Source organism: Streptomyces sp. RPT161, from assembly GCF_027533845.1.
GTDB classification, from domain to species: domain Bacteria; phylum Actinomycetota; class Actinomycetes; order Streptomycetales; family Streptomycetaceae; genus Streptantibioticus_A; species Streptantibioticus_A silvisoli_A.
Window position 1 is genome coordinate 108,650 of record NZ_JAPZVN010000012.1, and the last position, 24,525, is coordinate 133,174.

Genomic DNA, 24,525 nt, shown 5'->3' on the forward strand with positions numbered 1-24,525 from the left:
TCCATTGCCGGAGCGGCCTCGGCTGCTTTCGTCAGCGCCTCGCGGCGGCGCGCTCCACGGCCGCCGCCGAAGCGGCGTGCCATCCCGGCGGATCACTGGATCTGGCGGCGCACCAACTCGTGGAACAACCCGCCGGTGTCGGCCAGCAACCGCGCGGGTGGGCCCTGCTGGACGATCCGGCCGTCCGACATCACGATCACCCGGTCCGCGTCCAGCACGGTGGACAGCCGGTGCGCGATCACGATACGTGTGGCGTTCAGCTCGCGGGTGCTCTCGATGACCACCCGCTGTGTCTCGTTGTCCAGCGCGCTGGTCGCCTCGTCGAGGAACAGCACACGCGGGTGGCGGATCAACGCCTGGGCGATCATCAGGCGTTGCCGCTGACCACCGGAGACGCTGCCGCCGCCGTCGGAGAGCATGGTGTGCAGGCCCATCGGCATCCGCCTGATGTCCTCGGCCACCCCCGCCATCTCGGCGGCCTGCCAGACCTCTTCGAGGGAGTACGACTCGGCGCCGCGCACGCAGTCCAGGATCGTTCCGGTGAACGGCTGGGCGTTCTGCAGCACCACCCCGCACTGGCGGCGCACCGCCGCCTGGTCGAGCGCCGCCAGGTCCTGGCCGTCGTACAGCACGCTGCCGGTCAGCGGCCGGTCGAAGCCGATCAGCAGGCGCAGCAGAGTCGACTTGCCGCAGCCGCTCGCCCCCACGACGGCCACGAACTCGCCCGGCGCCACCCGGAACGAGACGTCGTCCAGCACCAGCGGTCCGTCCTCGGTGTACCGGAACGACAGACTCCTGGCCTCGATGGCACCGGACAGCGTGCCGGGCGCGGTGCTGCCTCCGCGTACCTCGGGCCGCTCGTCCAGTACCGGCTTGATCTGCTCGTACAACGGCAGTACGGATGCCGCCGAGATCAGCGCGCCCGTCAGCTGGGTGACCGAGGTCAGCAGCATCGTCACGGCGGTGTTGAAGGTGAGGAAGCCGCTCGCCGACAGCGAGCCGCGGGCCGGACCGGCGAGCAGAGCGAACATGATGAGCGTGCACAGCGGCAGGTAGACCGCGTTGCACACGGTGATCAGGTTCTTGATCCGGCCCACCCGCCGCTGGAGTTCCCGGCTGCGGGCGAACTCGCCGGCCCAGGCCGCGTAGGCGAAGCCCTCGGCGGCGGCGACGCGTAGTTTGGGCAGTCCGCGCAGCGTCTGGAACGCCTGGTTGTTGAGCTTGTTGTTGAGCACCGTCAACCGCCGCTGCCAGCGCACCTGCCACAGCCCGAGGGCCAGGAACACCGCGCCGATGACCACCAGCATCGCCAGCGCCGTCAACGCCAGCGGAAGGCTGTACCACAGCAGCAGCACGAGGTTCACCGCACCGACCGTGCCGGCCTGCACGGCCACCGAGCTGATGCCGGACAGCACCCTGCGTATCGCGCTGACCCCCAGCGCCGCGGTGGCCAGTTCGCCGGTGGAGCGACCGGCGAAGAACCTGGTGGGCAGCCGCAACAGCCGGTCCCACACGGCCGGTTGCAAGCTGGCCTCGATCCGGCCCTCCAGTCGCAGGAGCGCGATGTTCTCCAGCAGGGAGAAGGCGGCCGACACGATGGTGGTGGCCACGATGGCCAGCGATGTCTGGACGATCAGGCTGGTCTCGGCATTGGGCACGTAGGAGCCCAGCACCTGTCCGGTGGCGATCGGCACCATCGCCCCGAGGACGACCGCGACCAGCCCGCCAAGCGCCAGGTTGCGCAGGTCGGGCAGGGTCCCGCGCAGCCCGAAGCGCAGCAACCGCCAGGCGGGCAGGGGCCGTTCCGGCAGCGGCCGGTAGAACATCACCGCCTCGGACGCGAGCCGCCCGGCGTTCGCCGCGCCGATCCTGGTCCGGGTGCCGGCGACCGGATCCACCGCCTCGTACCGGCCGCGCCGCCACAGCAGTGCGACCGGAGCGTCGGTGGCGGCCCAACGGCCCACCAGCGGACCGGAGTTCTCCCGCCACCAGCGTCCGGCGAGCCGGACCGTACGGGTACGGAACCGGGAGTTCAGCGCGATCCGCTCGACGGGATCCAGCCGGTCGTTCACCGCGCCGCCCGGTGTGGGCGCGGTGACCGCGATCCCCGCCGCGGCGGCGACCGCGCGGCAGACGGCGAGCGCGGCGTCGTCGGACGCCGCGGCCGGGCCGGTCGCGGCGCGGCGCGGCTTGTCGATGGACGCCAGCAGTGCCTGGTCGGCCTGGGCACGCACCGCCTCACCGGCCTTGATCCCGGCCGTCGCCCGGTCCTCGTGGGTTCTCTCCAGCCCTTCGATCCAGCGGTCGAGGGCGAACAGCAGCCGGGCCTGCTGGTTGACCAGGCGCTGCCACATCGCGCCGTCGATCAGCAGGTCCTGGGCCGCCTGCGCGCTGTACTCGGCGCCGTACCGCAGGCTGCCGGGGTCCACGGACATCCACAGGATGCCGTCGTCATCAGGCGCCAACCGGCCGTGCTCGTCCGGCGTTTCGAACAGCATCCGCAGCCCGCGGCCGATGCCGAGCGCGAACGCGTCCTCCAGCGGGCTCAGCGGTGTGTCGGGGCTCTGGTAGTACGTGTTGTCGTACAGCTCCCTGAGCTGGATGCGGCGCAGTACGCAGCCGGTCAACGGCCGCCCGAGAAGGGTGTGCCGCGGGCCCTCGACCGGGCCGAGCAGCAGGGTTCCGGCCTCCAACCGACCCAGGAAGTGCCAGCGGCCCTGGCCAGTCGCGTCCACCGCGAACAGGTCCATCGCGCCGTCCACGAGCAGCCACAGCACATGCGGGCCGTCGAGCGGCAGATTGCGTACGCCCGTTGTGCCGACCGGTTCGCCCAGCCCTCCGAGGGCGCCCACGACCACATCGCCGCTCGCTGCGACAGACGTCATCTCAATGCTCCCTGACCAGTTGGGCGTACGGCCCTCCGGCGGCGAGCAGTTGCTCGTGCCGTCCGCGTTCCACCACCGCCCCGTGCTCCAGCACCACGATCTCGTCGCTGTCCCGCACCGTGCTCAGCCGGTGCGCGATCACCACACAGGCGCAGCCGCGCCGCCGCAGGTTGTCGATGATCACCTGCTCGGTCTCCGCGTCCAGCGCGCTGGTCACCTCGTCCAGCACCAGCACACTGGGCTGCCGCACCAACGCCCGTGCGATCTCCAGTCGTTGCCGCTGCCCGCCGGAGAAGTTACGGCCGTCCTGGTCCACCCGGCTGTGGACGCCGCCCGGCCGCCTGGCCACCACGTCGTACACGGCGGCGTCCTTGAGGGCGGCGACCACCGCCTCGTCGGGGATCGACGGGTCCCACAGCGCCACGTTGTCGCGTACGGTGCCCTCGAAGAGGAAGACGTCCTGGTCGACGAAGGAGACCGAGGCGGACAGCGCACCGCGCGGGATGTCCGCCAGCCGCCGCCCGTCGACGAGGATCTCGCCCTCCCACGGCTGGTACAGCCCGGAGATCAGCCGGGAGACGGTGGACTTGCCGCTGCCCGAACCGCCGACCAGGGCGACCTGCTGGCCCGGTCCCACCGTCAGCGAGAAGCCGGTGAGCAGCGGCTTGTCGAGCGGGCTGTAGCCGAAGGTGATGTTCTCCAGCGCCACATGGCCGCTCAACCTGCGGACGCTGTCCTCCGGTTCGCGCCGTGCGTACCGCGGGTCCGCCGGGAAGCGCTCCACGTCGCCGAGCCGGGCCACGTCGGCCGCGAAGTCCTGCACCCGGCCCGCCACCCCGTTCAACCGGGTGACCGGCGCGGTGAAGCTGGTGACCAGCGCCTGGAAGGCCACCAGCAGACCGATGGAGATGTGGCCCTGCACCGCGCGCGTCCCGCCGATCAGCAGGATCAGCGCGCTGTTGAACGCCGCTAGGGCGGGCGCCACCACGGCCAGCGCCGCGCTCGGCACGCCGAGCCGCTGCTGGCCGTCCAGCGTGCTGGCGTGCTGCCCGGCCCAGCGGCGGAAGTACGCGTTCTCACCGCCGGTGGCCTTCATCGTCTCGATCAGCCGCAGCCCGCTGTACGAGGTGTTGATCAGCCGGGCGCTGTCCGCGCGGGACTTCTGCACACCGTTCGCCCGGATCCGTACCACCAGCCGTAGCGCCACCACGTTGAGCAGCGCGATCAGCACCCCGATGACGGTCAGTTGCGGGTCGTACGTCCACAGCAGGACCGCGTAGAGGACCACGACCACCGCGTCCACCCCGGCCGCCGCCAGGTCCCTGGCCAGGGTCTCGGCGACCGCGTCGTTGGACTGCAGGCGCTGGACGAGGTCGGCGGGGTCGCGCTGGGCGAAGAAGGTGACCGGCAGGGTGAGCAGATGCCGCAGGAAGCGGGCGCTGCTCAGGGTGGAGGAGATGATCCGCCCGCGCAGCAGGTTGGCCTGCTGCAACGCTGTGAGCACGGCGGTCAGCACGACGGTGGCGGCCAACGAGGCGAACAGCACCGGCAGCAGCGAACTCTGGTCGCCGAGCAGGAACATGTCGATGTACGTACGGCTCAGTGCCGGTACCGCGGCGCCCACCAGCACCAGCAGGAAGCTGGCGAGCACCGCCGCCAGCATCGTGCCCGACGTGCCGCGCAGCCGGGCCGGCAGCGCGTCGGTGATGCCCGGCCTGCGACCGCCGCGACGGAAGCCCTCGCCGGGCTCGAAGGTCAGCACCACACCGGTGAAGCTGGTGTCGAAGTCCTCCAGCGACACGAAACGGCGGCCCCGGCCCGGGTCGTTGATGCGCACTCCGTACCGGCCGAGGCGCCGTGCCATGCCGTCGTAGACGACGAAGTGGTTGAACTCCCAGAACAGGATGGCCGGTGCCCGCACTTCGGCCAGGGCGGCCGGTTCCATCTGCATGCCCTTGGCCGTCAGCCCGTAACCGCGGGCCGCCTTGAGCACGTTGCTGGCCTTGGAGCCGTCCCGGGAGACACCGCAGGCGATGCGCAGTTCCTCCAGCGGTACGTGGCGTCCGTAGTGGGCGAGGACCATGGCGAGGGACGCGGCGCCGCACTCCACCGCTTCCATCTGGAGCACGGTGGGGGTGCGCACCGCTTTGCGCCGCTTGCCGCGCGGCGGGGGCTTGAGCTCGGCGCGCTGCGGGCGGTGCCGGCCGCTCATGGCAGCAGCCAGTCGATCGGGCGCTGGGCGGGCAGCCGGACGGCGGCGCTCACCAGCGTCATGGAGTCGATCGGGTACGGCGGGCCGCTCGCGGACGACCACGCGTATCCGGACTTCGTGGCGTCCGACCGGTCCAACTGGACCAGCACGGCCACCGGTTGACCCTGTGCGGAGAACTGCTCGGCCAACTGGCTGTCGCCGAGGAAGCCGGTGATCTGCTGCCGGGACTGCGGCACCCGGCCGACCGCCTGGACGTGCCCGCGCAGCACACCGAACCGCTGCGTCGGGACGGACTGGACGGTCAGGTCCACGGGGGAGCCCACCGGGACCGTGGCCGCGCCGCTGGCGGACGCGTAGACCACCGCCACCAGGGGGTCGTTGGCGCTGTTGACGCGCTCCATCGTCGCCAGGTCCGCACCGGTGCTGACCACGGCGCCGATCCTGGCGTCCAGGGTGGTCACCCGGCCCGCGGCCACCGTGCGTACGGTCTGCGCCCGTTGGCCGGTGCGGACGCTCAACAGCCGTGCGCCGCTGGGCAGTGTGTCGCCTTCGTTCGCGAACACGGCGGTGACCTGACCGGCGACCGGGCTCTGCAGTACGTAACTGCCTTCCGCGTGGGTCAGAATGCCCGGCGCGTTCAGTTTGGCGGAAACCGAGCCGGTGACCGCCCAGAAACATGCGGCGGCCATCACGACCACTGTCACGGTGAGCACGAGCCAGCCCTGCGGCCGGGCGAAGCGCACCGGTACGTCCAGTTCCTCGGGGGATTGCAGCTTCGCAAGCGCCTTTTGTCGGAACTGCACGTACTATTCCTTCAACTGCTTTCAGAATCGGCCTGCCGAAGGCCACGGGGATTCGGTTGGCCGACGGCATGAACGGACCCCGGAACGCTGGTTCCGGGGTCCGGCGCCGTCAGATGCCGGCGAGACCGGTGACGCCCGGGGCGACGCCGGTGACCGACGCGACGGTCGGCGCGGCGATCGGCGCCACGGTGTCGACGGTGCCGACCACGGAGCCGACCACGCCCGAGACGTTCAGGCCGAGGACGCCGAGGCCGCCGGACACGTTGTCCAGGTCGGCGTCGTCGATCTCACGGGTCTCGACCTGGGGCGTGAAGTCGTTACGCATGACGTGCGTTTCCCTTCGTAGCTCTGGTGTTTCCTAGCCGGCTTTTCTGAACGGGGACGGTAAGCCGGGGACCGGTTTTCACAACGCCCGTATGTCGATGAATGCAATCACGTCGGCGGGGCGCCGGGCCACCGGAGTTTCGGGTCTTTCCGTGAACGTTTCGGCACGTCAGCGGGGTGATGTGCGGCATCGGGCACCGAACGGTGACGACTTCTTCACAAGATCGTTTGTCCAGTTCTCCCGCATTGGCGAGGTAGTTGCATTCGGCTGTGCCCGGATTTGACGGAATCTGTCGCTCCGGTTCGGTGCTCGGGATGTGAGCCTTGTGTGTGCGTGGCGTGGGGTGCCGGGCACGCTGCGGAGTGAGCCGTGTCTCACCGCGGCCGACCGCCCTTGTCTATGCAACGAGTTGCATAGCAGGATGCCGCGCATGGCACTTGAGCACGCCATCCTCGTCTCCCTGCTGGAGCAGCCGGGGTCCGGCTATGAGCTGGCCCGGCGGTTCGACCGTTCCATCGGGTACTTCTGGACCGCCACCCACCAGCAGATCTACCGCGTGCTGCGGTGCATGGAGCGGGACGGATGGGTCGAGGTCCGCGACGTACCGCAGGACGGGCGGCCGGACAAGAAGGTGTACTCCGTGGCCCCGCCCGGCCGCACCGCGCTGTCCGACTGGCTGGCCGAGCCGGTGGAACCGGAAAGCGTCCGGCACAGCCTCGCGGTGAAGATCCGCGGCGCCGCCTTCGGCGACCCCGCAGGGCTGATCGCCGAGACCGAACGCCACCGCGAGGTGCACGCCGAGCGGCTGGCCCGCTATCTCGCCGGAGAGCAAAGGGACTTCCCGGAGTCCGCCGAACTGGACGCCGGACAGCGGCTCCAGCACGTGGTGCTGCGCGGCGGCATCGCCTACGAGCGGATGACCCTCGACTGGCTGGACGACGTGCTCGCCACCCTGCGCCGCCTCGGCGGCGCCCCCGAACCGCACTGAGGACCGCCCCCGGCACAGAAAGGCGCCCCGCACATGGCCGACGCCCTGCTGTTCAACCCGCACACCTACGACCCCGCCCACTTCGACCCCGAGACGCGCAGACTGCTGCGCGCCACCGTCGACTGGTTCGAGGAGCGCGGCAAGCGCAGGCTCATCGAGGACTACCGCAGCCGCGCCTGGCTGGAGGACTTCCTGCGGTTCTCCGCCAAGGAAGGGCTGTTCGCCGCCTTCCTCACCCCGGCCGCCGAGGCGGCGGGCCACCAGGACAAGCGCTGGGACACCGCGCGCATCGCCGCCCTCAACGAGATCTTCGGCTTCTACGGCCTCGACTACTGGTACGCGTGGCAGGTCACCATCCTGGGCCTCGGCCCGGTCTGGCAGAGCGACAACGCCGCCGCCCGCGCCCGCGCCGCCGAACTCCTCGACCAGGGCGAGGTGTTCGCGTTCGGCCTCTCCGAGAAGGCGCACGGCGCGGACATCTACTCCACCGACATGGTGCTCACTCCTGACGCCGACGGCGGCTTCCACGCCACGGGATCCAAGTACTACATCGGCAACGGCAACGCCGCCGGGCTGGTCTCCGTGTTCGGCCGCCGCAGCGACATCGAGGGCCCGGACGGCTACGTCTTCTTCGCCGCGGACCCGCGCAACCCGGCGTACCACCTGGTCAAGAACGTGGTGGACTCCTCCAAGTACGTCAGCGAGTTCCGGCTGGAGCGCTACCCGGTACGCCCCGAGGACGTGCTGCACACCGGCAGTGCCGCCTTCGACGCGGCGCTGAACACCGTAAACGTCGGCAAGTTCAACCTGTGCACCGCCTCCATAGGCATCTGCGAGCACGCGATGTACGAGGCCGTCACCCACGCCCACAACCGGATCCTCTACGGCCGCCGGGTCACCGAGTTCCCGCACGTCCGCCGGGAGTTGACCGACGCGTACGTCCGGCTCGTCGGCATGAAGCTGTTCAGCGACCGCGCCGTCGACTACTTCCGCACCGCGGGACCCGACGACCGCAGGTACCTGCTGTTCAACCCCATGACCAAGATGAAGGTCACCACCGAGGGCGAGAAGGTCATCGACCTCATGTGGGACGTGATCGCCGCCAAGGGCTTCGAGAAGGACACCTACTTCGCCCAGGCCGCCACCGAGATCCGCGGCCTGCCGAAGCTGGAGGGCACGGTCCACGTCAACCTCGCCCTGATCCTGAAGTTCATGGGCAACTACCTGCTCGCACCCGCCGGGTACGCCCCCGTGCCCAGCCGTCTGGACGCGGCCGACGACGCCTTCCTGTTCCGCCAGGGACCGGCCCGCGGCCTCGGCGCCATCCGCTTCCACGACTGGCGCGCCGCCTACGACGCGTACGCGGACCTGCCCAACGTGGCGCGCCTGCGTGAACAGGCCGACGCCCTGTGCGAGTTCGTCACCACCGCCGCGCCCGACGAGGCACAGCGCAAGGACCTCGACCTGCTGCTCGCCGTCGGCCAGCTGTTCGCCCTGGTGGTGCACGGCCAGTTGATCCTGGAGCAGGCCCGGCTGACCGACCTGGACCGGGACGTGCTGGACGAGTTGTTCGGCGTGCTGGTGCGCGACTTCTCCGGGTACGCGGTCGAGCTGCACGGCAAGGAGTCCGCCACCGAGGCCCAGCAGCGGTGGGCGCTGGGCGCGGTCCGCCGCCCGGTCACCGACCAGGAGCGCACCGCCCGCGTCTGGTCGCGGGTCGAGGCGCTGTCCGGCACGTACGAGATGCGGCCGTAGCGCGCCGCCTCGGGGTCCGGTGCCCTCCGGTGAACCGGGCGGCACCGGATCCCGTACCACTGTTCGCAAGGTCGCACCTCTGACGCAGCACGCCCCGTACCGGCCGGACACCGCGGAGGACCACCGATGAGCGAGCAGCACAGCCTTCCGATCTCGACCCACCCTGATGGCGGCGCCGAACTCCATGTCGTCCTGCACCTGCGCTGGGAGGACGTCGCCGCCCTCGGCCGCGAAGCGGCCCGGCTGGCCGCCCAGCTCCAGCGGCCGGTCAGCCTGGACGAGGCGGCCAGCCAGCGGCTGAGCGCCCGGCGCACCGCCACCACGACGGCGACGAAGGACCGCACCGACACCACCACGGCGTCCTCCCGGATGTCCCTGGCGTCCAGCGCGTCCACGGAACCCGCAGGCCAGTGGTCCTCCGGTTCCGCCACCTCGGCGGTGGGTACGACCGCCAGCACCACCCGTGGGCCGTTCGACCCGCCCGCCAAGATCGCCTCGCTGCCCGGTGCGACCGTCGACCCGGGTCGCGCCACCGGTTGAGCCCGCGGGTGGACACCGTCGGTTGTCGCGGGCGATGCGAACTGACACCATGATGCCCGGCCGCCACCGGGCAACCGGTGGTGGTGACAGGCAGTGATCCCGATGCGTAACGCTAGGTAACGACATGCGCTTGTTGGCCCCCGTAAGGCCACGCGCCCTGGCGAGCTGTGCCTGGAGCCGCTACTCGCGGTGTTGGCGTTACCACAAGTCGTTCTCCGGTGGTCGCGGTCGCGAACTCCCCCCACGCAGAAGATCGATTGGTTTCGCCATGTTTCTCGCTCGCTCGGATCGGCAGGTGCGGCAGTGATCGCGGTGATGACGCGGCCCAGCCCCGCCGACCAGTCCGCACAGCGCGTTCCAGAGCCCCGGAAGTCCACCCTGCCGTCCCTCACCGGCATGCGGTGGATGGCCGCGCTGCTCGTCTTCGGCCTGCACGTACACAATTTCGGATACTTCGGCGGCGAGGGCCAGGGCTTCGTGTCCTGGGGATTCGACGCGGGCGACACGGGGGTCTCCTTCTTCTTCGTGCTCTCCGGCTTCGTACTGATGTGGTCGTCCCGTCCCCGGGACAAGGCCGTCGGCTTCTGGCGGCGGCGTTTCGCCCGCATCTACCCGGTGCACCTGGTGACCGTGCTGATCGCGCTGCTGATGGCGTACACCATGGCGCCGAAGATGCGGCCGACCGGCGAGGAGGCCGCCGCCAACCTGCTGCTGGTGCACTCCTGGACGTACGCGTGGTGGCAGACCCTCGACCCGGTCAGCTGGTCGCTGGCCTGCGAGGCCTTCTTCTACCTGCTGTTCCCCGCGCTGGCGTGGCTGCTGCGGCGGTTGCCGGTGCGCGCCCTGACGGTGCTCGCGGTCGCCAGCGTGATCACGGTGATGGCGCTGCCCTGGGCGAACACCCAATTCCAACTCGGCTGGCACATCTACTCGTTCCCGCTCGCCCGGGTGCCGGAGTTCATCCTGGGCGCGGCCAGCGCCCGGCTGGTGCTGCTCGGCCGGTGGCGCGGACCCGGGCTTGAGGCGTCGCTGGCTGTCACGCTGATCGGGTACTTCCTGGCGCCCCGGCTCGGCGGTGCCACCGAGCACATGGCCGGGACCATCATCGGCTTCGCGCTGCTGATGCCCGCCGCGGCGCGCGCCGACATGAACGGCGAGCCCTCGATGTGGCGGCACCGCGTCCTGGTGCGGCTGGGTGAGCTCTCGTTCGCCTTCTACATGATCCATCTGCTGGTGCTGTACGCCGGCGCACGACTGTTCGCCGCGTCACCGCACCTCCCGGCGGTGGAGGCGGTGGCCGCCGCGGGCGTCGCGTTCACGGTGTCGCTGGCGCTCGCGTGGGTACTGTACGAGGGCGTGGAGCGCCCATGTCGGCGGTTGCTGCTCAAGCCGCTGACCCCGGCGCCCGCCGCCCCTGCTGGAGCCGCGGAGGTCTGATGGGTAGAGCGGGAGTGCGGGTCGGCGCCGTCACTGCGGCGATCGTCGCCCTGGCGTTGCCGTTGGCCAGCAGCGGCGCGGCGGAGCCCGCCGCAGCCGGTGACTTCGCCGTCGCCTCCGTCCACTGCCCGGCCGTGCCGCCTCCGCCGCGGGTTCCGGCCGGGGGCAGCACGGTGGTGGTCGGTGCCTCGATCGCGGCCGGATACCGCAGCTCACAGGGCGAGCGGACCGCCTGGCCGCATCTGCTCGCCGCGCGCCTGCGGCACGACCGCGTTCCGGTGGCGATCGTCAACGACAGTGTCAGCGCCGCCCGCCTGCTCACCGACACCCCCGGTCACCCCTGCACCAGTGCCCTGCACCGCGAGGGACCGGCACTGGCCGTCCCCGGCGTGCGCACCCTGGTGCTGGCCGACCTGATCAACGACATCCAGCAGACCCCGCACGTCTACGACCCGCGGGCGATCGAGGCCGGCCTCCGCCAGTTCGTGGCCAGGGCGCACGCCCACCATGTGCGCGTCGTGGCGGGCACGATCGCGCCGTACGGAGGCTTTCCCGCCTACCAGCCGGCGGGGGAGCGGACCCGGCGACAGGTGAACGCGTTCATCACGCACAGCCGTCTGTTCGACGCCGTGCTCGACTTCGACGCCGTGGTGAGGGACCCGCACCAGCCCGTCCGGATGCGCCCCGCGTACGACTCGGGCGACCATCTGCACCCCAGCGACGCGGGCCAACGCGCGATGGCCCGCGCCGTCCCGCTGCGCGTGCTCTGGCCGCCTGCGGGGAGGTAACTCCCGGAAACCGCCTGGGCTTCGGGCCCGGACCGAAGGTCACGCGCGGGCCGGGGTGAAGGTGATACGGCGGTCGACGGGGGAGTAGCCGCTGACCGTGACGGTGGGTCCGTGGGTGGGCAGCGACGGGTCGGGGAACCCGGCGTCGACCGGTTCCAGGCCCTCGACGCGGCGGTCCACAGTGCGGAACGGCGGCGGAAACGGCGCCGCCGACTCGATCAACCGCTCATAGAACTCAAGCCACTTGGTCTGGTCGAAGGTCACCGCGGCGATCACCCGGCCCTGGTACCCGTACACCCCGGTGAACCGCCGCTCGGCCAGCGAGCCTTGGGCGACCAGGACCTGCTCACCCATGCTCGGCACGCCGACGGACTTGATGTTGACGCCGAACTGGGCGGACCAGAACGCCGGTACCCACAGGTGCGGACGGCGCTCCGCGCTGGAGCTGACCATGTTGTGCGCGGCGGTCCGCGCCTGCGCCACCGCGTTGCCCCAGTGCTCCAGGGACAGGAACTGGTAGCCGAACAGCGGGTGCGGGGAGCGGGCCACGTCGCCCGCCACGAAGACGTCGTCGGTGACGATGCCCCGTACGTCGAAGGCCCGGCAGCCCGCGTCACAGGCGATGCCCCGCGGCCCGGCGGCCAGCCCGGAACCGGTCAGCCACTCGGTGTTGCGGGTCGCCCCGAGGCAGATCACCGCCAGGTCGGTGTCGACCGTGCTCCCGTCGGACAGATGGGCGTACCGCAGCCGACCGGCGGGGTCGCCCTCCAGGCCGGTGACCATGACCCCGCAGCGCAGGTCCACGCCGTGCGCCCGCTGGAGCGCCGCGGCCACCTCGCCCACCACCTTGCCCAGCGCGCCCACCAGCGGCGCCGCCCCGCGCTCCACGACGGTGACCGGTAGCTCGCGGGCCCGGCAGGCGGAGGCGATCTCGGAGCCGGTGAAGCCCGCGCCGATCACCAGCACCCGGCGCGGTCCCGTCGCCAGCCGCCGGTGCAGCGCCGCCGCGTCATCGCGGGTGCGCAGCACGCAGACCCCGTCGAGCTCGGCCTCCTGCGGATGGAACCAGGGCCGGGCACGCACCCCGGTGGCGATCAGCAGCCTGTCGTACTCCACCTCGTCGCCGTCCGCCAGTCGCACCCGCTTGGCGGACATGTCCAGACCGGTGGCCGCGACGCCCAGCCGCCACTGGGCGTCCAGCGCCTCGTACCGGGGCAGCGCGGTGTGCTCGGCGGTGGTACGGCCGAGCAGGACCTGCTTGGACAGCGGAGGGCGGTCGTACGGTTCGTACGGCTCGTCGCCGATCAGCGTGAGCGAACCGGTGAAGCCCTCCTCCCGAAGCGTCTCCGCGGCGCGCAGACCGGCCAGCGAGGCGCCCACGATGACGATCCGGCCCTCACGTCGGAGCGCCGCCAGATACCCGTCAACCGCCATGCCGGGCACCTTCCTCCTCGACCCGCTCGTCCACCGCGATGGCCTGGACCGGGCAGGCCCTGGCGGCGCGCAGTACGTGCTCCCGCTGCGCCTCGTCCGCGTGCGGGTCGTACAGCAGCGCCTCGTCGCCGTACAGGGTGAACACATCCGGCGCGAGGAAGGCGCACTGCGCGTATCCCTGGCATCGGTTGAGGTCGACCACAAGCCTCATGGGATCTCCGCTCCCGCTTCGCCGGTTACACCGGGTCCCCTCGGTCCAGCTTGGAAGGTCCACCGCCGCCGCGCCCGTGCGAGTGGGCCGAACGGAGTCCGGCAGCGGCCGGGCCTGCCCTTTCGGCATTGGGCTAGGGTGATGTGGTGCCAGTTCTTGGGAGTCGGGAGACGGAAATGGCGCAGCAGGCGCGGGCGATCCGGACCAGACGGACGATTCTTCAGGCCGCGGCGGAGGTTTTCGACGAGTTTGGCTACGAAGGCGCCAGCACGACCGAGATCATCGCCCGCGGCGGGTTCACCAGGGGCGCGCTGTATTTCCACTTCCCTTCCAAGGAAGCGCTCGCCGACGCGGTCATGGCCGTCCAGTCCGAGGCGCTCGTGCCACCGGTGCGGAAAATCAGGCTGCAGGCCGTCATCGACCTCACCCTGCTTTTCGCCGAACGGCTGCGTACCGATGTGGTGCTACGGGCGGCGGTTCGGCTCGGCGTCGACCAGGCGTCCAACAAGAACCCGAACCGGGCGCCCTACCAGGAGCCGATCAACCTCATCGAGGAACTCCTGAAGGAAGCCGGGGACCGCGGCGAACTGCTGCCCGGCGCGGATCCGCAGGAGGTCGCCAGAACACTGGTCGGCGCGTTCACCGGAATCCAGATCATGTCCCAGGTGTACGAGCGGCGGCAGGCGCTGCCGAGCCGGATATCGGTGCTGTGGAAGTATCTGCTGCCTTCTTTGGCGGTCCCGGAACTGATGGCCTACCTCAGCACCGACCCGGAACGCGGCAAGGGTGACGCCCCGGACACGGCACCACCGGAGGGCATGGTCGGCAGCGCCTACGGCAGCCTGCCGACGCGCGCGTAGTCGGCGTTCAACCGCGACCCCGACCATGCCGTCGGCCCAAGGGCCGCTGGATCAAAGGCCCTTGACCGCTCCGCCGTCGATCACGTAGTCGGCGCCCGTGATGCTGCGGGCGCGGTCACTGGACAGGAAGACGATGACGTCGGCGACTTCCTCCGGGGTGATGAAGCGGCCCGTGGTCATCTTCAGCCTGTTCGGCGTCATCTCCACGTACTCATGGTGGCCGTACCCCCGTACGGCCGCCATCGTCGCGCCGAAGCCGTTCGGGTCCTCCCATACCGAGGTGAGGGTCGGACCGGGGGTGACGGTGTTGACGCGGACGCCCTTCGGTCCGAACTCCTCGGCGACGCCCTTGCTCACCGCGGCCAACGCGGCTTTCGCGGCGCTGTAGTTGATGGGCCCGGCGGAGGGGACGTGCGCGGCGATGGACGAGACGTTGATGACCGACCAGGGGCCGCCGAACTCGGCCAGGCCCGCGAGTGCGGCCCGGGTCACGCGTACCGCGCTGAAGAAGTTCACGTCGAAGGTCCGTCGCCAGATGTCGTCGTCCGCGGAGAGGAATCCCTCCCGCGCGTAGGCGTCGCCGCCGCCGAGGTTGTTCACCAGTACGTCGATGGCGCCGAGTTCGTCCCTGGCCCGCTCGATGAGCAGTTCGGCTCCCTCGGGTGTACTGAGGTCCACCGCCATCGCAATGACCTCGCCCCGCGCGTACTCGGCCGCGGCGTCCTTGAGGTCGGCGGTGATCGTCCGTGCGGCGCCGACCACCCGGGCGCCCTCGGCCACCAGGGCGCGCACCACGGCCAGGCCGATTCCTCGGCTGGCGCCGGTGACAACGGCGGTCTTTCCTAACAGCTGACAGTCCATCCCCACTCCTTCGGCACGGTCAGAACGCAGGTCGATCATGCCCTAATCGCCCCTGCCGGATGTGTTCGGGAGCCTGATCGGCCGTATTCGTCCGGCCGTTGAATGGAAAACCGGACGGCCGGTCGTCAAAAGATGAATGATGGCTTCCTGGTACCCATGTCCACCTATGCCGCAGCGCAGTTGGCGGCGGCACTGAGTCAACTCACCTATGCCTACGACCTGTTGGCCGCCATTGCGGTCCACTGGCCGGAACCGCGGCGCCGTCGAATCCCGCTGACGGTCCCGTGTGAGGTGGCGGTCTTCGGCGTACGGCGGTGCACTGCCGCCGAGTTGGAGGCGCATGTCGCCGTGCGGCTCGGCGAATACCGGGAATCCGTCGAATTCGACGCTCCCACGGCGCCCGTCGCGTGTGTGAGGTGTGCGGCGGGGGCGATCGGGCAAGGGCCGGTCCGGTCGCGCGGGAACCCGGAGGAAATGGTTTTCCTTTGCGATTGCCGCTCATCATGGGTGGGCACCGCCTCACCCCGTTAGCGGGGCCGCGAAATTCGAACATCCCTCTTCTGTGGGCGACATGGGCGTGCCATCATGCGAGTGGTTCTGACGTGTACACGGCAGCAAGGTGTCGTTGTCCACGCGCAACCCCTCCCCCCACGGAAGGCCATCGCATGTCCCGGAAACGCCTGGCGGGCATAGCCGCCGGAGCGGTGGTCGCGGTCGCCGCGGCCACGCTCCCGCAGGCATCGTTAGCCGTCGCCCGCAGCAACCCCCCGCAGACCACGAACGAAGCGACCCAGGACACGGTCGTCGTCTACCGCGTCCCCACCCACCGTCCACAGGACCCCCAGACGCTGATGCGCGCCGGGTACGACCTGATGGAACGCCGCCAGGGCAACGACCTGTTCGTGCTGGGCGACCGTACGACCGGCGGACAGCTCAGACACCTCGGCTTCGCCCCCACGGTCGTCAAGACGGCGAAGCGCCCGGCCGCCCGCCAGCTGCCCGGCGACTCCAGCGGCACCTATGACGGCGGCTACCACACCGTGGACGCCAACTACGCGCACATGGACCAGGTCGCCTCGCAGCACCCGGACCTGGCCGCGGTGGTGACATACGGCCAGTCCTGGCTCAAGCAGAACGGCATGGGCGGCCATGACCTCAAGGCGATCTGCGTCACCAAGAAGCAGCAGGGCGACTGCCAGCTCAACCCCAACTCAACCAAGCCGCGGTTCTTCCTGATGAGCCAGATCCACGCCCGCGAGATCACCACCGGAGAGGTCTCCTGGCGCTGGATCGACGAGCTGACCAACGACTACGGCAAGGACCCGGACATCACCAAGCTGATGGACACCACCGAGATGTGGGTGGTCCCGATCGCCAACCCGGACGGCGTCGACATGGTCGCCCAGGGCGGCGACAACCCCGTCCTGCAGCGTAAGAACGCCGATGACTCCAACGGCTCGTCGTGCGGTCAGGGCGGCGGCCAGATCGGTGTCGACCTCAACCGCAACGCGGGCACCCACTGGGGCGGCGCGGGCACCTCGGACCAGCCGTGCGACGAGGTCTACCTCGGCCCGGCCGCCGACTCCGAGGTGGAGAACACCGCCCTGGAAGGGCTGTTCCGCCAGCTCTACCCGGCGGTTCGCACCGGCACCGGTGACTCCGACCCGGCGCCCGCCGACGCCCGGGGCATGATGATCACCCTGCACAGCGACGCCAGCATGGTGCTGTTCCCCTGGGAGTTCGACAGCACCGTACACACCGGCAACGACGCCGCGCTGCGCGCGCTCGCGGGCCAGATGGGGTCGATCACCGGCTACCAGTCAGGGCAGGCCGGTGAGATCCTCTACAACGCCTCCGGCGGCACCGACGACTGGACGTACGACAAGCTCGGTCTGGCCAGCTTCACCATCGAGATCGGCGACGTCGACAACCGCGGCTGCGACGGGTTCACCCCGCCGTACTCCTGCCAGGACAGCTACTTCTGGCCCAAGATGAAGCCCGCCCTGGTGTACGCCGCGCAGCACGCTGCGGCGCCGTACCAGACCACGGCGAGCACGGCACCGCGCAAGCGGTAGCGCCTCCCGCGCGGGGTTGGGGGATCCCTCCGGGGCTTCGCCCCGGGCCCCCACCGCGCGGGTTGCCGCTCCTTGTGGTTTCTCGCCGGGAACCCGTCGCGCGGGTTGTGGATCCTCCTGCCTGCGCGCCGGGCCCCCCACCGCGCGGGTTCGCGGATCCTCCTGGCTTCTCGCCGGGGCCCCGTCGCGCTGCGGGGCCGTTAGACGTTGGTCGGGTTGCCCTGGCCGCAGAGCCTGCGTTCGTCGTGGAGTGCGAACGGGGTGGTGCGCAGGTCCACCAGTTCGATGCCGAAAATCCGTAGCCGCAGCGTGAGTTGGGTGCTCAGGTCGTAACCGGCGTACAGCGCCCAGGCTGGCCTGGCGTCGCCGGACCCGGACGCCCGGCCCTTGAGGTAGACGGACAGGTCGCCGCCCACACCCGCCGCGCCGTACAGGAACACGCTGGCCTGCGCCCCGATCCGGGCCGTCGCGGTGGCGGCACCGGCGATCCGCGGCTGCCCGCCATCGGTGCGCTGGTCCACCTCGTGCAGCGGCTGCCAGCCCTGCGTACGGTCGTAGCGCGCTCCCACGGTGAACGACCCGGTGGTGCGCCGTTCGGCGTCGAGGACGATGCGGCCGTCGGCCGTGAACCGGTACGAGAACGTCACCTCGGCGCTGACCACGACCGGCACCGGTCCCACCCAGAAGGTGTACTGGCCGGTCACCGCGGCGAGCGGCACCGAGACGGTGCCGGTGTCCACGTGCCCCGGCGCCGTGCCGTGCAGGCTCCAGCCGTACCCGTACGTGCCACCGAGTCCGACCGCGGCCCGCTCGGGCCGTATGTCCCGGGCGCCGCGCCGCTCGTACTGGAAGATCAGCTCGGGGCTGAAGTCGACCTCTCCGGCCAGCCGTGCCGGGGAGCGGTCGGTCGCCGCGACGTCCTTGGGCAGCGGTACGTTCACCGCCAGCCGCAGCGTGGGCCGTTGCGGGGCGGCCGGGGCGGACGGTGAGGGTGTCGGGGTGGCCGGGGCCTGTACCGGACCGCCCTTCGTGGTGACACCCGCCGACAGCGGCCTGACCCGCAGCTGGCGGGGGGCAAGCAGCGTTCGCCTGTCCACCCGCTGGTCGCCGAGGAGTTCCGAGATGCTCGCGGGGGCGGTGGCCACCTCCGTCCGGCCCTTGGCCGACCTGACGACCTTCGCCACCTTGAACAGCGCGCCGGACGGCGCCTTCCGGTTGGGCGCGGACGCGATCACATCGCCGGTGCGCACCGAAGCGGTCTTCGGCGTGTCGAGCACCGCCCGATGCCCCTGCGCGTCGTACGAGGCCAGCCGGATCGGGGCGGAAACTCCCTCGGCGGAAGGCGAGTTGCCGGGCGTCTCTGCGACCCCCGCGCCGGTGTCGGCGCTGTCCACCGGCGCGTCCAGGGGGGCGTCCGGCGTGGCGGGCGCCGAGGGGCCGGCGTCAGCCGCCACGGCGCTGTGGCCCGAGTCGTCCAACGACGGCAGCAGCGCGTGGGCGCCGAGTGAGGCGGGTACCAGCACGCCGAGCGCTGCGGCGGGCACCGCTACGCGGCGCCAGGAAACGGCCATGAACAGGTCCCTCCGGAGGGGCGACGGACTCCCATAGCATGACGGTTTGTGATCTTGGGGAGCCATGGAGAAGGACAGCGAGTTGAGCCAGGACGGCGTGGAGGTTTCCACAACGGTGCAGGAGGCCGTCGCGGCGCTTCATGCCGATCTCGACCAGTTGGTCGAGCTGGTGACGGAACGCCTCAGGGCGCGGCTGCCCTCGTACGCGGCGATACCCCCCGGGCTGCTGAGGCTCCGGGTGCGGCGGGCACTGGTCGGCGGCATATCGGCGGTGCGCCGGCTGGCCCAACTCCCCGGTAGCGAACTGGACTTCTGTCAGCGCAGCGCCTGGCCCTCGGACCACGCACCCAAGGTGGAGGACGTCATCTCGGCCTACCGGATCGGTGTGGACACCGTGTGGTCCCGCTTCCAGGCGGAGATGGCGAAGCGGCAGGCGCCCGCCGAGGAACTGCTGGCGATCGGGGAGAGCGTGTGGGCCTGGGCCGGTGCGGTCACCGTGCACCTGGTTCGCCGCGCCAACGCCGACGGCCAGCCGGCCGCGGACCGGCGGCGCGAGGCATATGTGCGCACCCTGCTGCTTGACCCGGCCGCCGCCTCGGCCGACGGCGACGGACTCGACCAGGCGGCCATCCGGCTGCCGTTCCGGGCCCGTGCGGTCTCCGGCGGCACCGTACCGGTCGAGGTGGTCGAACTGCTGCGGCCCTGGCTCGCGGTGGACTCGGCGGGCGGGCCGCTGGTCACGGCGGTGGACGGGGACGTCGCGGGGCTGCTGGTGGCCCGGCCCCGCGGGCTGCGCCGCCACCTGGTCGTCGGACTGGGCGCGGCGGTGCCGCCGTACCGGCTCGCTGCGGAGTTCACCCAGGCCACACAGGCGCTCACAACCGCCGTGTGCTTCGGGCTGGTCGGCGCTTTCACCCGCGAGGAACTGGGGCTACGGGCGGCGGTGGTCAGCGCGCCCGCGCTGGGCCAGCAGTTGGTGGAGCAACGGCTGGCTCCGCTGCACGAGCGCGGAGAGGAGGGCGTTCAGCTTGAGGAGGCGGTCGCGGCGTATCTGCGGTACGGGATGCGGATCGAGGCGGCGGCGCGGACCCTGTTCGTGCACCCGAACACCCTGCGCAACCGGCTGCGCCGGTTCGAGGAGGCGACGGGCACCAGTCTGCGCGAACCGGCCGACCTGGCCGAGATCTGGTGGGCGTTGGCCCACCGCCGCATCCACGGTTAGCGCTGGACGACCGACCGGCTGAGCTGCATCGTCTCCCCGCAGGCGCGGAACTTGGCCCTCCGGTGGCGTGCGTCCGTGATCGGCACATCCGTCCGCACCGCGTCGTGCGGTGCCCGTACCACCGCCTCGCTCTCGCTGACGCACAGGTCGCTGGCGCCCTTCGCGCCCCGGGGCGTGTAGCGCAGGTCGAACGTCACGCCCGCGCCCTTGGACAGGGTGACGGCCGCGGGGCGTCCGCGGCCGACACCGTTGACCGCGTTCGCCTTGCCGTTGTGCACGGCCACCACCGGAAACCCACCGAACAGACAACGGCCCTTGCTCCGGTTGACCGCCGACAGCTGGGCGTCGGAGAGCTGGAGCAGGGTGAAGCTCCACTTCAGGGCGTGCGTACGGCAGTTGGGCAGGGACTCGTGCGCCACCGCCGGGGTGGCCGGGAGGCTGGACAGGCTGACGCGGGGCCCGGCCGGGGGCCGCCCCGGCGGGCTGCCGTGCGCGGCCGTGGGGCCGCAGGCAGCCACCCCCAGACCGGCGGTCAACGCCGCCACGGCCCCGATCAGGCGATGCTTCGCTCGCATGGATTACCCCCAGCTATCCGGCTCTGCGCGTTGCGGATGGTAGTCCGGCCATCCGCCCTTGGAGGATCATCCCAGACCACCCTCCGGCCGACGAGGTGCCCGGTCCCCTAGGCCGTGCGTTGCGAGGCGGCGGCCTCGGGACGCAGGTCGGCCATGGTGAGCCGGCGCGCGGGCGGCTGCGGCAGCACGTGCCGGGAGACGGTCCGCGGACCGGGACCGACGTGCAGGAGTTCACCGGAGCGCAGGTTCCGCCAGCCCGGGTCGTCGTCCAGCCGTTCGCTGGCGATCACCACGGCCGGGGCGTCGGCCAGGTCGTGGGACCGTACCCGCAGCCGGCCGCCGCTGCCGGCGTGTTCCATACGACGGCCGGTGCCGCGCTCCAGAACGTACAGATCGTGGGTGTCGGGATAGCGCAGGGCCCACAAGTCGTCGGCGGTGATCAGCACCAGGTTGAGCGCGAACACCGGCAGGTTCTCGGCGATCCAGCGGGCCGCGTGCGCGATGCCCGCGCCCACGTCGCCGCCGCGCGCCGCGGTCTCCCGGGTGATCAGCGCGAAGAAGCGCTCCGAGTCGGTGTCACCGCGTACCAGATCGAGGTCGTCGCCGAGGTGCCGGTCCAACGCGTCGAGTCCCTCGATGACGCCGTTGTGCGCGAGCAGCCGCCCCTGCTGGAGGAACGGATGGGTGTTGCTTTGCAGCAGCGCGCCGGTGGACGCGTAGCGCACATGCGCGACGAAGGTGGCCGACTCCACCCGCCTGGCCTCCTCGGCGAAGGCGCGGTCCCGGAAGGCGGCGATCGGCGCCTTGTGCACCTGGGGCGTTCCCGACGCGTCGTAGAACCCCAGACCGGTGCCGTCCGGGTCCCGGTGGCTCTGCGCGCTGAGGCTGTCCGGGGCCTGGAGCAACCAGAAGACCGCGCCCACCCGTTGCGGCGCGCTGCTCATGCCGAAGAGTCGGCACATGTCGCTTTTCCTCCTTCTCTCTGCCGCCGGGGGCCTGGGGTACGAGGATGACAGCACTCACAGCCGACGGCGGTAACGTCTTGTGTTCCGGGCGAGTTGGGCCGCAACCGAAACACGTGGTCCGGATGTCCTGGGTGTTGTCGGGTTGTGCAGGGTGACGAGGGGCAGGGTGTTGAAGCGCACAGTTGGGAGATCGAAGGTCGGGGGAGCGAAGGGAGCCGCGGCGTACCGCAGGCGTGCCGCTGCCGCCGCGGTGGGACTGTCGGCGCTGGCGCTGGGGGTGAGCGCCTGCTCGACTCCGGCCCACGGCCAGGGAGCCGGGAGCGCTGCCGCCGCCGTGGACCCGGCGAAGATCACAGTGACCATGGACAAGGACTCCTCCGGGGACGTGGTGCCGGACAAGCCGGTGAAGATCGGCGTGCAGGACGGCAAGCTCGCCTCGGTCACCGTGGCCGACTCCAAGGGCGACGCGATACCCGGCACCCTTGACGCGGCCACCGGCACCTGGACCCCCAGCTCGCCGTTCGGCGTCGGCTTGAACTACACGCTGCGGGCCAGCGCCACCACTCCCGGCCACAACGGCAGGCCCGCCACGCAGCAGGTCAACTTCACGGTGGAGACGCCGGGCAAGGCGCTGGAGCTGGACTCGATCACCCCGGCCAAGGGCGCCGTGGTCGGGGTCGCCATGCCGATCTCGATCGTCTTCTCCCACCCGGTGGCCGACTCCGCCAAGGCCTCGGTGGAGAAGCAGCTGAAGGTCACCACCAGCCCGGCGGTGACCGGCTCCTGGCACTGGTTCGGGGACGAGCGGGTGGACTGGCGCCCGCAGCAGTTCTGGAAGTCCGGTACGCATGTGACCGTCGACGCCAACCTCAACGGCGTCAACGACGGCAACGGCCGCTACGGGACGCACAACTACGAGCACAGCTTCACCATCGGCAGCGATGTCGAGGCCGTCTCCGACACCGCCAGCCACAAGCTGAACGTCTACCAGGACGGCAAGCTGGTCCGCTCGCTGGCCGCGGACAGCGGCAAGGCCGGCTTCTCCACCTGGGGCGGCACCATGGCGGTGATCGACAAGCAGCCGGTGGTGGAGATGACCTCGTGCAGCGTCGGCATCCAGTGCGACAAGAACGGGCCGAACTACTACGACCTGAAGCTGCCCTGGGACGTGCACCTGACGGACTCCGGCACCTACGTCCACTACTCCACCGGCGACACCGATCCCGGCCTGGACAACAACTCCCACGGCTGCATCCACCTGTCGCTCGACGACGCGAAGTGGTTCTACAACTTCGTGAAGCAGGGTGACCCGGTGACCGTCAAGGGCGAGCCGAAGAACGCCGCGCCGGACAACGGCTACGCCGACTACAACCTCGACTGGTCGCAGTGGGTCGCGGGGAGCGCGCTGCACTCCTGACGGTCAGCCGTCCTCCTCTTCGAGGACCCGGATGACGCTGTTCGGGCAGAGTTGTTCGGCCAGCCGGGCCTTGTCGCGCAGTTCGGGCGGCGGCTGGTCGTCGAGCACGACGACCATGCCGTCCTCGTCGGACTGGTCGAACAACTCCGGGGCGTGCAGGGCGCATTGACCGGCGCCCTGGCAGCGGCCGCGGTCGATCCGTATGCGCATGGCGATCACTCCTGCCAGGTGACGGGCAGCTGGTGGACGCCGTAGATGAACATGTCGTCGCGCAGCGGCACCTGGTCCGCGGGCACCGCCAACCGAAGCGTGGGGAAACGCCGGAGGAGCGCCGGATAGCCGATGCGCATCTCCATGCGCGCCAGTTGCTGGCCCAGGCACTGGTGGACGCCATGGCCGAAGGCGATGTGGTGCGCGGCGCTACGGGTGACGTCCAGGTCGTCGGGTTCGGGGAACCGCTCGGGGTCCCGGTTGGCCGCGGCGACCGAGGCGACCACCGTCTCGCCCTCGCGCACCTTGACCCCGGCGAACTCGACGTCCTCCCGGGCCACCCGGACGACGCCGAACTGCACGATGGTCAGGTACCGCAGCAGCTCCTCGACCGCGTTGTCCACCACGTCGGGGCGCTCGCGCAGGGCGCGGGCCTGCTCTGGGTGGCACAACAGGGCGAAGGTGCCCAGTGCCAGCATGTTGGCGGTCGTCTCGTGTCCCGCGATGAGCAGCAGTTGGCCGAGCCCGGTCAGCTCCTGGTCGGTCAACCCCGCGGACGGGTCCTCGCCGCGGATCAGCTGCGACAGCAGCGCGTCATCCGGAAGCTGGCGCTTGATCGCCACGAGGGACCGCATGTAGTCCCACAGCGCGTCCCGTGCCGCGTACACCGACTCCTTCGGCTCGTCCAGCCGGAACAGGGTGGCCGTCCACCGCTGGAAGTCGGCCCGCTCGGCGTACGGCACGCCGAGCAGTTCGCAGATCACCAGTGACGGGATCGGCCGGGCGAAGGTCTCCACCAGGTCGACCGGCGGGCCGGCGCGCTCCATCGCGTCCAGGTGGTCGGCGACGATCCGCTCGATGCGCGGCGCCAGCTCGCGCATCCGCCGCACCGTGAACCAGCGCGTCACCAAGCGGCGGTAGCGGGTGTGCTCTGGCGGGTCCATGCCGATCAGCGAGCCCGGCACCCGTGGATCGCCGTCGCGGATCGGGAACGCCCGTACCGGCGAGGAGGCCCGGCGGCGGTCGGAACTGAACCGTAGGTCCTCCAGCAGGGCACGGACGTCCTCGTACCGGGTCAGCAGCCAGCCGACCTTCCCGTCCGGGAAGGCGAGTCTGCTGATCGGCCGACTGCGCCGCAGCTCGCCGTACTCCTCGGGCGGATCGAACGGGCAGCCTCGGTGCGTGGGCAGCGGGACCGGGGACGGCGTGGGCGATATGACAGACACGGGCGGCGCTCCTTTCCACCGGCGAGTCGGCCGCACGACCGTCCCTCGAGCGGCCGACCCACGAGCAAGCCCTCTCACCTACCAGGGTAGTCCGTTGCCAGGGGCAACATATCGTTCACTTGTTCACTTTCCGCTGGATCCGCGGCCGCCGGGGCACCGGCGCGG

Annotated in this window: 22 protein-coding genes; 10 read left to right on the forward strand and 12 right to left on the reverse strand. The window is 70.9% G+C overall.

The annotated features are described in order from the left end of the window. Window positions 1-92 precede the first annotated feature (92 nt). The 4 genes from O5O46_RS23035 to O5O46_RS23050 all read right to left on the reverse strand — a co-directional run bounded on the left by O5O46_RS23035 (window position 93) and on the right by O5O46_RS23050 (window position 6,225). On the reverse strand, window positions 93-2,885 hold the full coding sequence (locus O5O46_RS23035) for an NHLP bacteriocin export ABC transporter permease/ATPase subunit (RefSeq protein ID WP_269857444.1): 2,793 nt from the start codon (window positions 2,883-2,885) through the stop codon (window positions 93-95). 1 nt (window position 2,886) lies between these two features. Beyond that, complete coding sequence (locus O5O46_RS23040) at window positions 2,887-5,097, reverse strand: NHLP family bacteriocin export ABC transporter peptidase/permease/ATPase subunit (RefSeq protein ID WP_269857445.1); 2,211 nt, start codon at window positions 5,095-5,097, stop codon at window positions 2,887-2,889. Then, window positions 5,094-5,900, reverse strand: coding sequence for an HlyD family efflux transporter periplasmic adaptor subunit (locus tag O5O46_RS23045; protein WP_269857446.1), 807 nt, complete (start codon window positions 5,898-5,900; stop codon window positions 5,094-5,096). Before O5O46_RS23045 ends, O5O46_RS23040 begins: the two co-directional genes overlap by 4 nt. A gap of 109 nt (window positions 5,901-6,009) precedes the next feature. Beyond that, window positions 6,010-6,225 carry a type A2 lantipeptide gene (locus tag O5O46_RS23050; protein WP_269857447.1) on the reverse strand — a complete coding sequence of 72 codons (216 nt, stop codon included), beginning with the start codon at window positions 6,223-6,225 and terminating at the stop codon, window positions 6,010-6,012. A 430-nt stretch (window positions 6,226-6,655) separates the two neighbouring features. Between O5O46_RS23050 and O5O46_RS23055 the strand changes: the two genes are divergently transcribed. From O5O46_RS23055 to O5O46_RS23075, 5 genes are all read left to right on the forward strand, one after another. After that, a complete protein-coding gene (locus O5O46_RS23055) occupies window positions 6,656-7,213 on the forward strand; it encodes a PadR family transcriptional regulator (protein WP_269857448.1) in 558 nt (185 codons plus the stop codon). A gap of 33 nt (window positions 7,214-7,246) precedes the next feature. Next, entirely contained in the window at window positions 7,247-8,968 is a 1,722-nt protein-coding gene (locus O5O46_RS23060; protein WP_269857449.1) for an acyl-CoA dehydrogenase family protein, read from the forward strand. A gap of 126 nt (window positions 8,969-9,094) precedes the next feature. Continuing rightward, on the forward strand, window positions 9,095-9,508 hold the full coding sequence (locus O5O46_RS23065) for a hypothetical protein (protein ID WP_269857450.1): 414 nt from the start codon (window positions 9,095-9,097) through the stop codon (window positions 9,506-9,508). Between the two features lie 315 nt (window positions 9,509-9,823). Then, window positions 9,824-10,945 carry an acyltransferase family protein gene (locus tag O5O46_RS23070; RefSeq protein ID WP_269857451.1) on the forward strand — a complete coding sequence of 374 codons (1,122 nt, stop codon included), beginning with the start codon at window positions 9,824-9,826 and terminating at the stop codon, window positions 10,943-10,945. Further along, window positions 10,945-11,733, forward strand: coding sequence for a GDSL-type esterase/lipase family protein (locus O5O46_RS23075; RefSeq protein ID WP_269857452.1), 789 nt, complete (start codon window positions 10,945-10,947; stop codon window positions 11,731-11,733). Before O5O46_RS23070 ends, O5O46_RS23075 begins: the two co-directional genes overlap by 1 nt. Before the next feature lie 39 nt (window positions 11,734-11,772). Here O5O46_RS23075 and O5O46_RS23080 read toward each other — a convergent pair whose 3' ends face one another. Next, complete coding sequence (locus O5O46_RS23080) at window positions 11,773-13,167, reverse strand: NAD(P)/FAD-dependent oxidoreductase (protein ID WP_269857453.1); 1,395 nt, start codon at window positions 13,165-13,167, stop codon at window positions 11,773-11,775. Further along, window positions 13,157-13,378 (reverse strand): ferredoxin, encoded by a 222-nt coding sequence (locus O5O46_RS23085; RefSeq protein ID WP_269857454.1) that lies wholly within the window; start codon window positions 13,376-13,378, stop codon window positions 13,157-13,159. The genes O5O46_RS23080 and O5O46_RS23085 overlap by 11 nt, the downstream gene beginning before the upstream one ends. Window positions 13,379-13,554: 176 nt before the next feature. Here O5O46_RS23085 and O5O46_RS23090 point away from each other — a divergent pair, with 176 nt between their 5' ends. Next, window positions 13,555-14,238 (forward strand): ScbR family autoregulator-binding transcription factor, encoded by a 684-nt coding sequence (locus O5O46_RS23090; protein ID WP_269857455.1) that lies wholly within the window; start codon window positions 13,555-13,557, stop codon window positions 14,236-14,238. Window positions 14,239-14,289: 51 nt separating this feature from the next. On the opposite strand, the gene O5O46_RS23095 is transcribed toward O5O46_RS23090, so the two are convergent. Then, window positions 14,290-15,099, reverse strand: a complete 810-nt coding sequence (locus O5O46_RS23095; protein ID WP_269857456.1) for an SDR family NAD(P)-dependent oxidoreductase — start codon at window positions 15,097-15,099, stop codon at window positions 14,290-14,292. A 156-nt stretch (window positions 15,100-15,255) separates the two neighbouring features. Here O5O46_RS23095 and O5O46_RS23100 point away from each other — a divergent pair, with 156 nt between their 5' ends. Together O5O46_RS23100 and O5O46_RS23105 are read left to right on the forward strand one after the other, a co-directional pair. Beyond that, entirely contained in the window at window positions 15,256-15,630 is a 375-nt protein-coding gene (locus tag O5O46_RS23100; protein ID WP_269857457.1) for a hypothetical protein, read from the forward strand. A gap of 134 nt (window positions 15,631-15,764) precedes the next feature. Next, the gene (locus tag O5O46_RS23105; protein WP_269857458.1) at window positions 15,765-17,174 is read left to right on the forward strand and encodes a M14 family zinc carboxypeptidase; all 1,410 of its coding nucleotides are present in this window, start codon (window positions 15,765-15,767) and stop codon (window positions 17,172-17,174) included. A 200-nt stretch (window positions 17,175-17,374) separates the two neighbouring features. Here O5O46_RS23105 and O5O46_RS23110 read toward each other — a convergent pair whose 3' ends face one another. Continuing rightward, window positions 17,375-18,745, reverse strand: coding sequence for a hypothetical protein (locus tag O5O46_RS23110; protein ID WP_269857459.1), 1,371 nt, complete (start codon window positions 18,743-18,745; stop codon window positions 17,375-17,377). A gap of 64 nt (window positions 18,746-18,809) precedes the next feature. On the opposite strand from O5O46_RS23110, the gene O5O46_RS23115 reads away from it, so the two are divergent. Then, on the forward strand, window positions 18,810-19,967 hold the full coding sequence (locus tag O5O46_RS23115; protein WP_269857460.1) for a PucR family transcriptional regulator: 1,158 nt from the start codon (window positions 18,810-18,812) through the stop codon (window positions 19,965-19,967). Here the strand turns inward: O5O46_RS23115 and O5O46_RS23120 are convergent. Both O5O46_RS23120 and O5O46_RS23125 read right to left on the reverse strand, forming a co-directional pair. Next, complete coding sequence (locus O5O46_RS23120) at window positions 19,964-20,542, reverse strand: DUF4232 domain-containing protein (RefSeq protein ID WP_269857461.1); 579 nt, start codon at window positions 20,540-20,542, stop codon at window positions 19,964-19,966. The genes O5O46_RS23115 and O5O46_RS23120 overlap by 4 nt on opposite strands. 107 nt (window positions 20,543-20,649) lie before the next feature. After that, on the reverse strand, window positions 20,650-21,504 hold the full coding sequence (locus O5O46_RS23125; protein ID WP_269857462.1) for a class II glutamine amidotransferase: 855 nt from the start codon (window positions 21,502-21,504) through the stop codon (window positions 20,650-20,652). Between the two features lie 172 nt (window positions 21,505-21,676). On the opposite strand from O5O46_RS23125, the gene O5O46_RS23130 reads away from it, so the two are divergent. Then, the gene (locus tag O5O46_RS23130) at window positions 21,677-22,924 is read left to right on the forward strand and encodes a L,D-transpeptidase (RefSeq protein ID WP_333482422.1); all 1,248 of its coding nucleotides are present in this window, start codon (window positions 21,677-21,679) and stop codon (window positions 22,922-22,924) included. A gap of 3 nt (window positions 22,925-22,927) precedes the next feature. On the opposite strand, the gene O5O46_RS23135 is transcribed toward O5O46_RS23130, so the two are convergent. Both O5O46_RS23135 and O5O46_RS23140 read right to left on the reverse strand, forming a co-directional pair. Then, window positions 22,928-23,134, reverse strand: coding sequence for a ferredoxin (locus tag O5O46_RS23135; protein ID WP_269857463.1), 207 nt, complete (start codon window positions 23,132-23,134; stop codon window positions 22,928-22,930). 5 nt (window positions 23,135-23,139) lie between these two features. Continuing rightward, the gene (locus O5O46_RS23140) at window positions 23,140-24,360 is read right to left on the reverse strand and encodes a cytochrome P450 (RefSeq protein WP_269857464.1); all 1,221 of its coding nucleotides are present in this window, start codon (window positions 24,358-24,360) and stop codon (window positions 23,140-23,142) included. Window positions 24,361-24,525 lie beyond the last annotated feature (165 nt).

Coding starts and splice junctions, on each gene's coding strand:
- O5O46_RS23105 (WP_269857458.1), top strand. CDS start 15,765: ATGTCCCGGAAACGCCTGGCGGGCATAGCCGCCGGAGCGGTGGTCGCG.
- O5O46_RS23075 (WP_269857452.1), top strand. CDS start 10,945: ATGGGTAGAGCGGGAGTGCGGGTCGGCGCCGTCACTGCGGCGATCGTC.
- O5O46_RS23055 (WP_269857448.1), top strand. CDS start 6,656: ATGGCACTTGAGCACGCCATCCTCGTCTCCCTGCTGGAGCAGCCGGGG.
- O5O46_RS23115 (WP_269857460.1), top strand. CDS start 18,810: ATGGAGAAGGACAGCGAGTTGAGCCAGGACGGCGTGGAGGTTTCCACA.
- O5O46_RS23095 (WP_269857456.1), bottom strand. CDS start 15,099: ATGGACTGTCAGCTGTTAGGAAAGACCGCCGTTGTCACCGGCGCCAGC.
- O5O46_RS23125 (WP_269857462.1), bottom strand. CDS start 21,504: ATGTGCCGACTCTTCGGCATGAGCAGCGCGCCGCAACGGGTGGGCGCG.
- O5O46_RS23135 (WP_269857463.1), bottom strand. CDS start 23,134: ATGCGCATACGGATCGACCGCGGCCGCTGCCAGGGCGCCGGTCAATGC.
- O5O46_RS23110 (WP_269857459.1), bottom strand. CDS start 18,745: ATGGCCGTTTCCTGGCGCCGCGTAGCGGTGCCCGCCGCAGCGCTCGGC.
- O5O46_RS23065 (WP_269857450.1), top strand. CDS start 9,095: ATGAGCGAGCAGCACAGCCTTCCGATCTCGACCCACCCTGATGGCGGC.
- O5O46_RS23060 (WP_269857449.1), top strand. CDS start 7,247: ATGGCCGACGCCCTGCTGTTCAACCCGCACACCTACGACCCCGCCCAC.
- O5O46_RS23120 (WP_269857461.1), bottom strand. CDS start 20,542: ATGCGAGCGAAGCATCGCCTGATCGGGGCCGTGGCGGCGTTGACCGCC.
- O5O46_RS23085 (WP_269857454.1), bottom strand. CDS start 13,378: ATGAGGCTTGTGGTCGACCTCAACCGATGCCAGGGATACGCGCAGTGC.
- O5O46_RS23100 (WP_269857457.1), top strand. CDS start 15,256: ATGTCCACCTATGCCGCAGCGCAGTTGGCGGCGGCACTGAGTCAACTC.
- O5O46_RS23035 (WP_269857444.1), bottom strand. CDS start 2,885: ATGACGTCTGTCGCAGCGAGCGGCGATGTGGTCGTGGGCGCCCTCGGA.
- O5O46_RS23070 (WP_269857451.1), top strand. CDS start 9,824: ATGACGCGGCCCAGCCCCGCCGACCAGTCCGCACAGCGCGTTCCAGAG.
- O5O46_RS23040 (WP_269857445.1), bottom strand. CDS start 5,097: ATGAGCGGCCGGCACCGCCCGCAGCGCGCCGAGCTCAAGCCCCCGCCG.
- O5O46_RS23090 (WP_269857455.1), top strand. CDS start 13,555: ATGGCGCAGCAGGCGCGGGCGATCCGGACCAGACGGACGATTCTTCAG.
- O5O46_RS23050 (WP_269857447.1), bottom strand. CDS start 6,225: ATGCGTAACGACTTCACGCCCCAGGTCGAGACCCGTGAGATCGACGAC.
- O5O46_RS23080 (WP_269857453.1), bottom strand. CDS start 13,167: ATGGCGGTTGACGGGTATCTGGCGGCGCTCCGACGTGAGGGCCGGATC.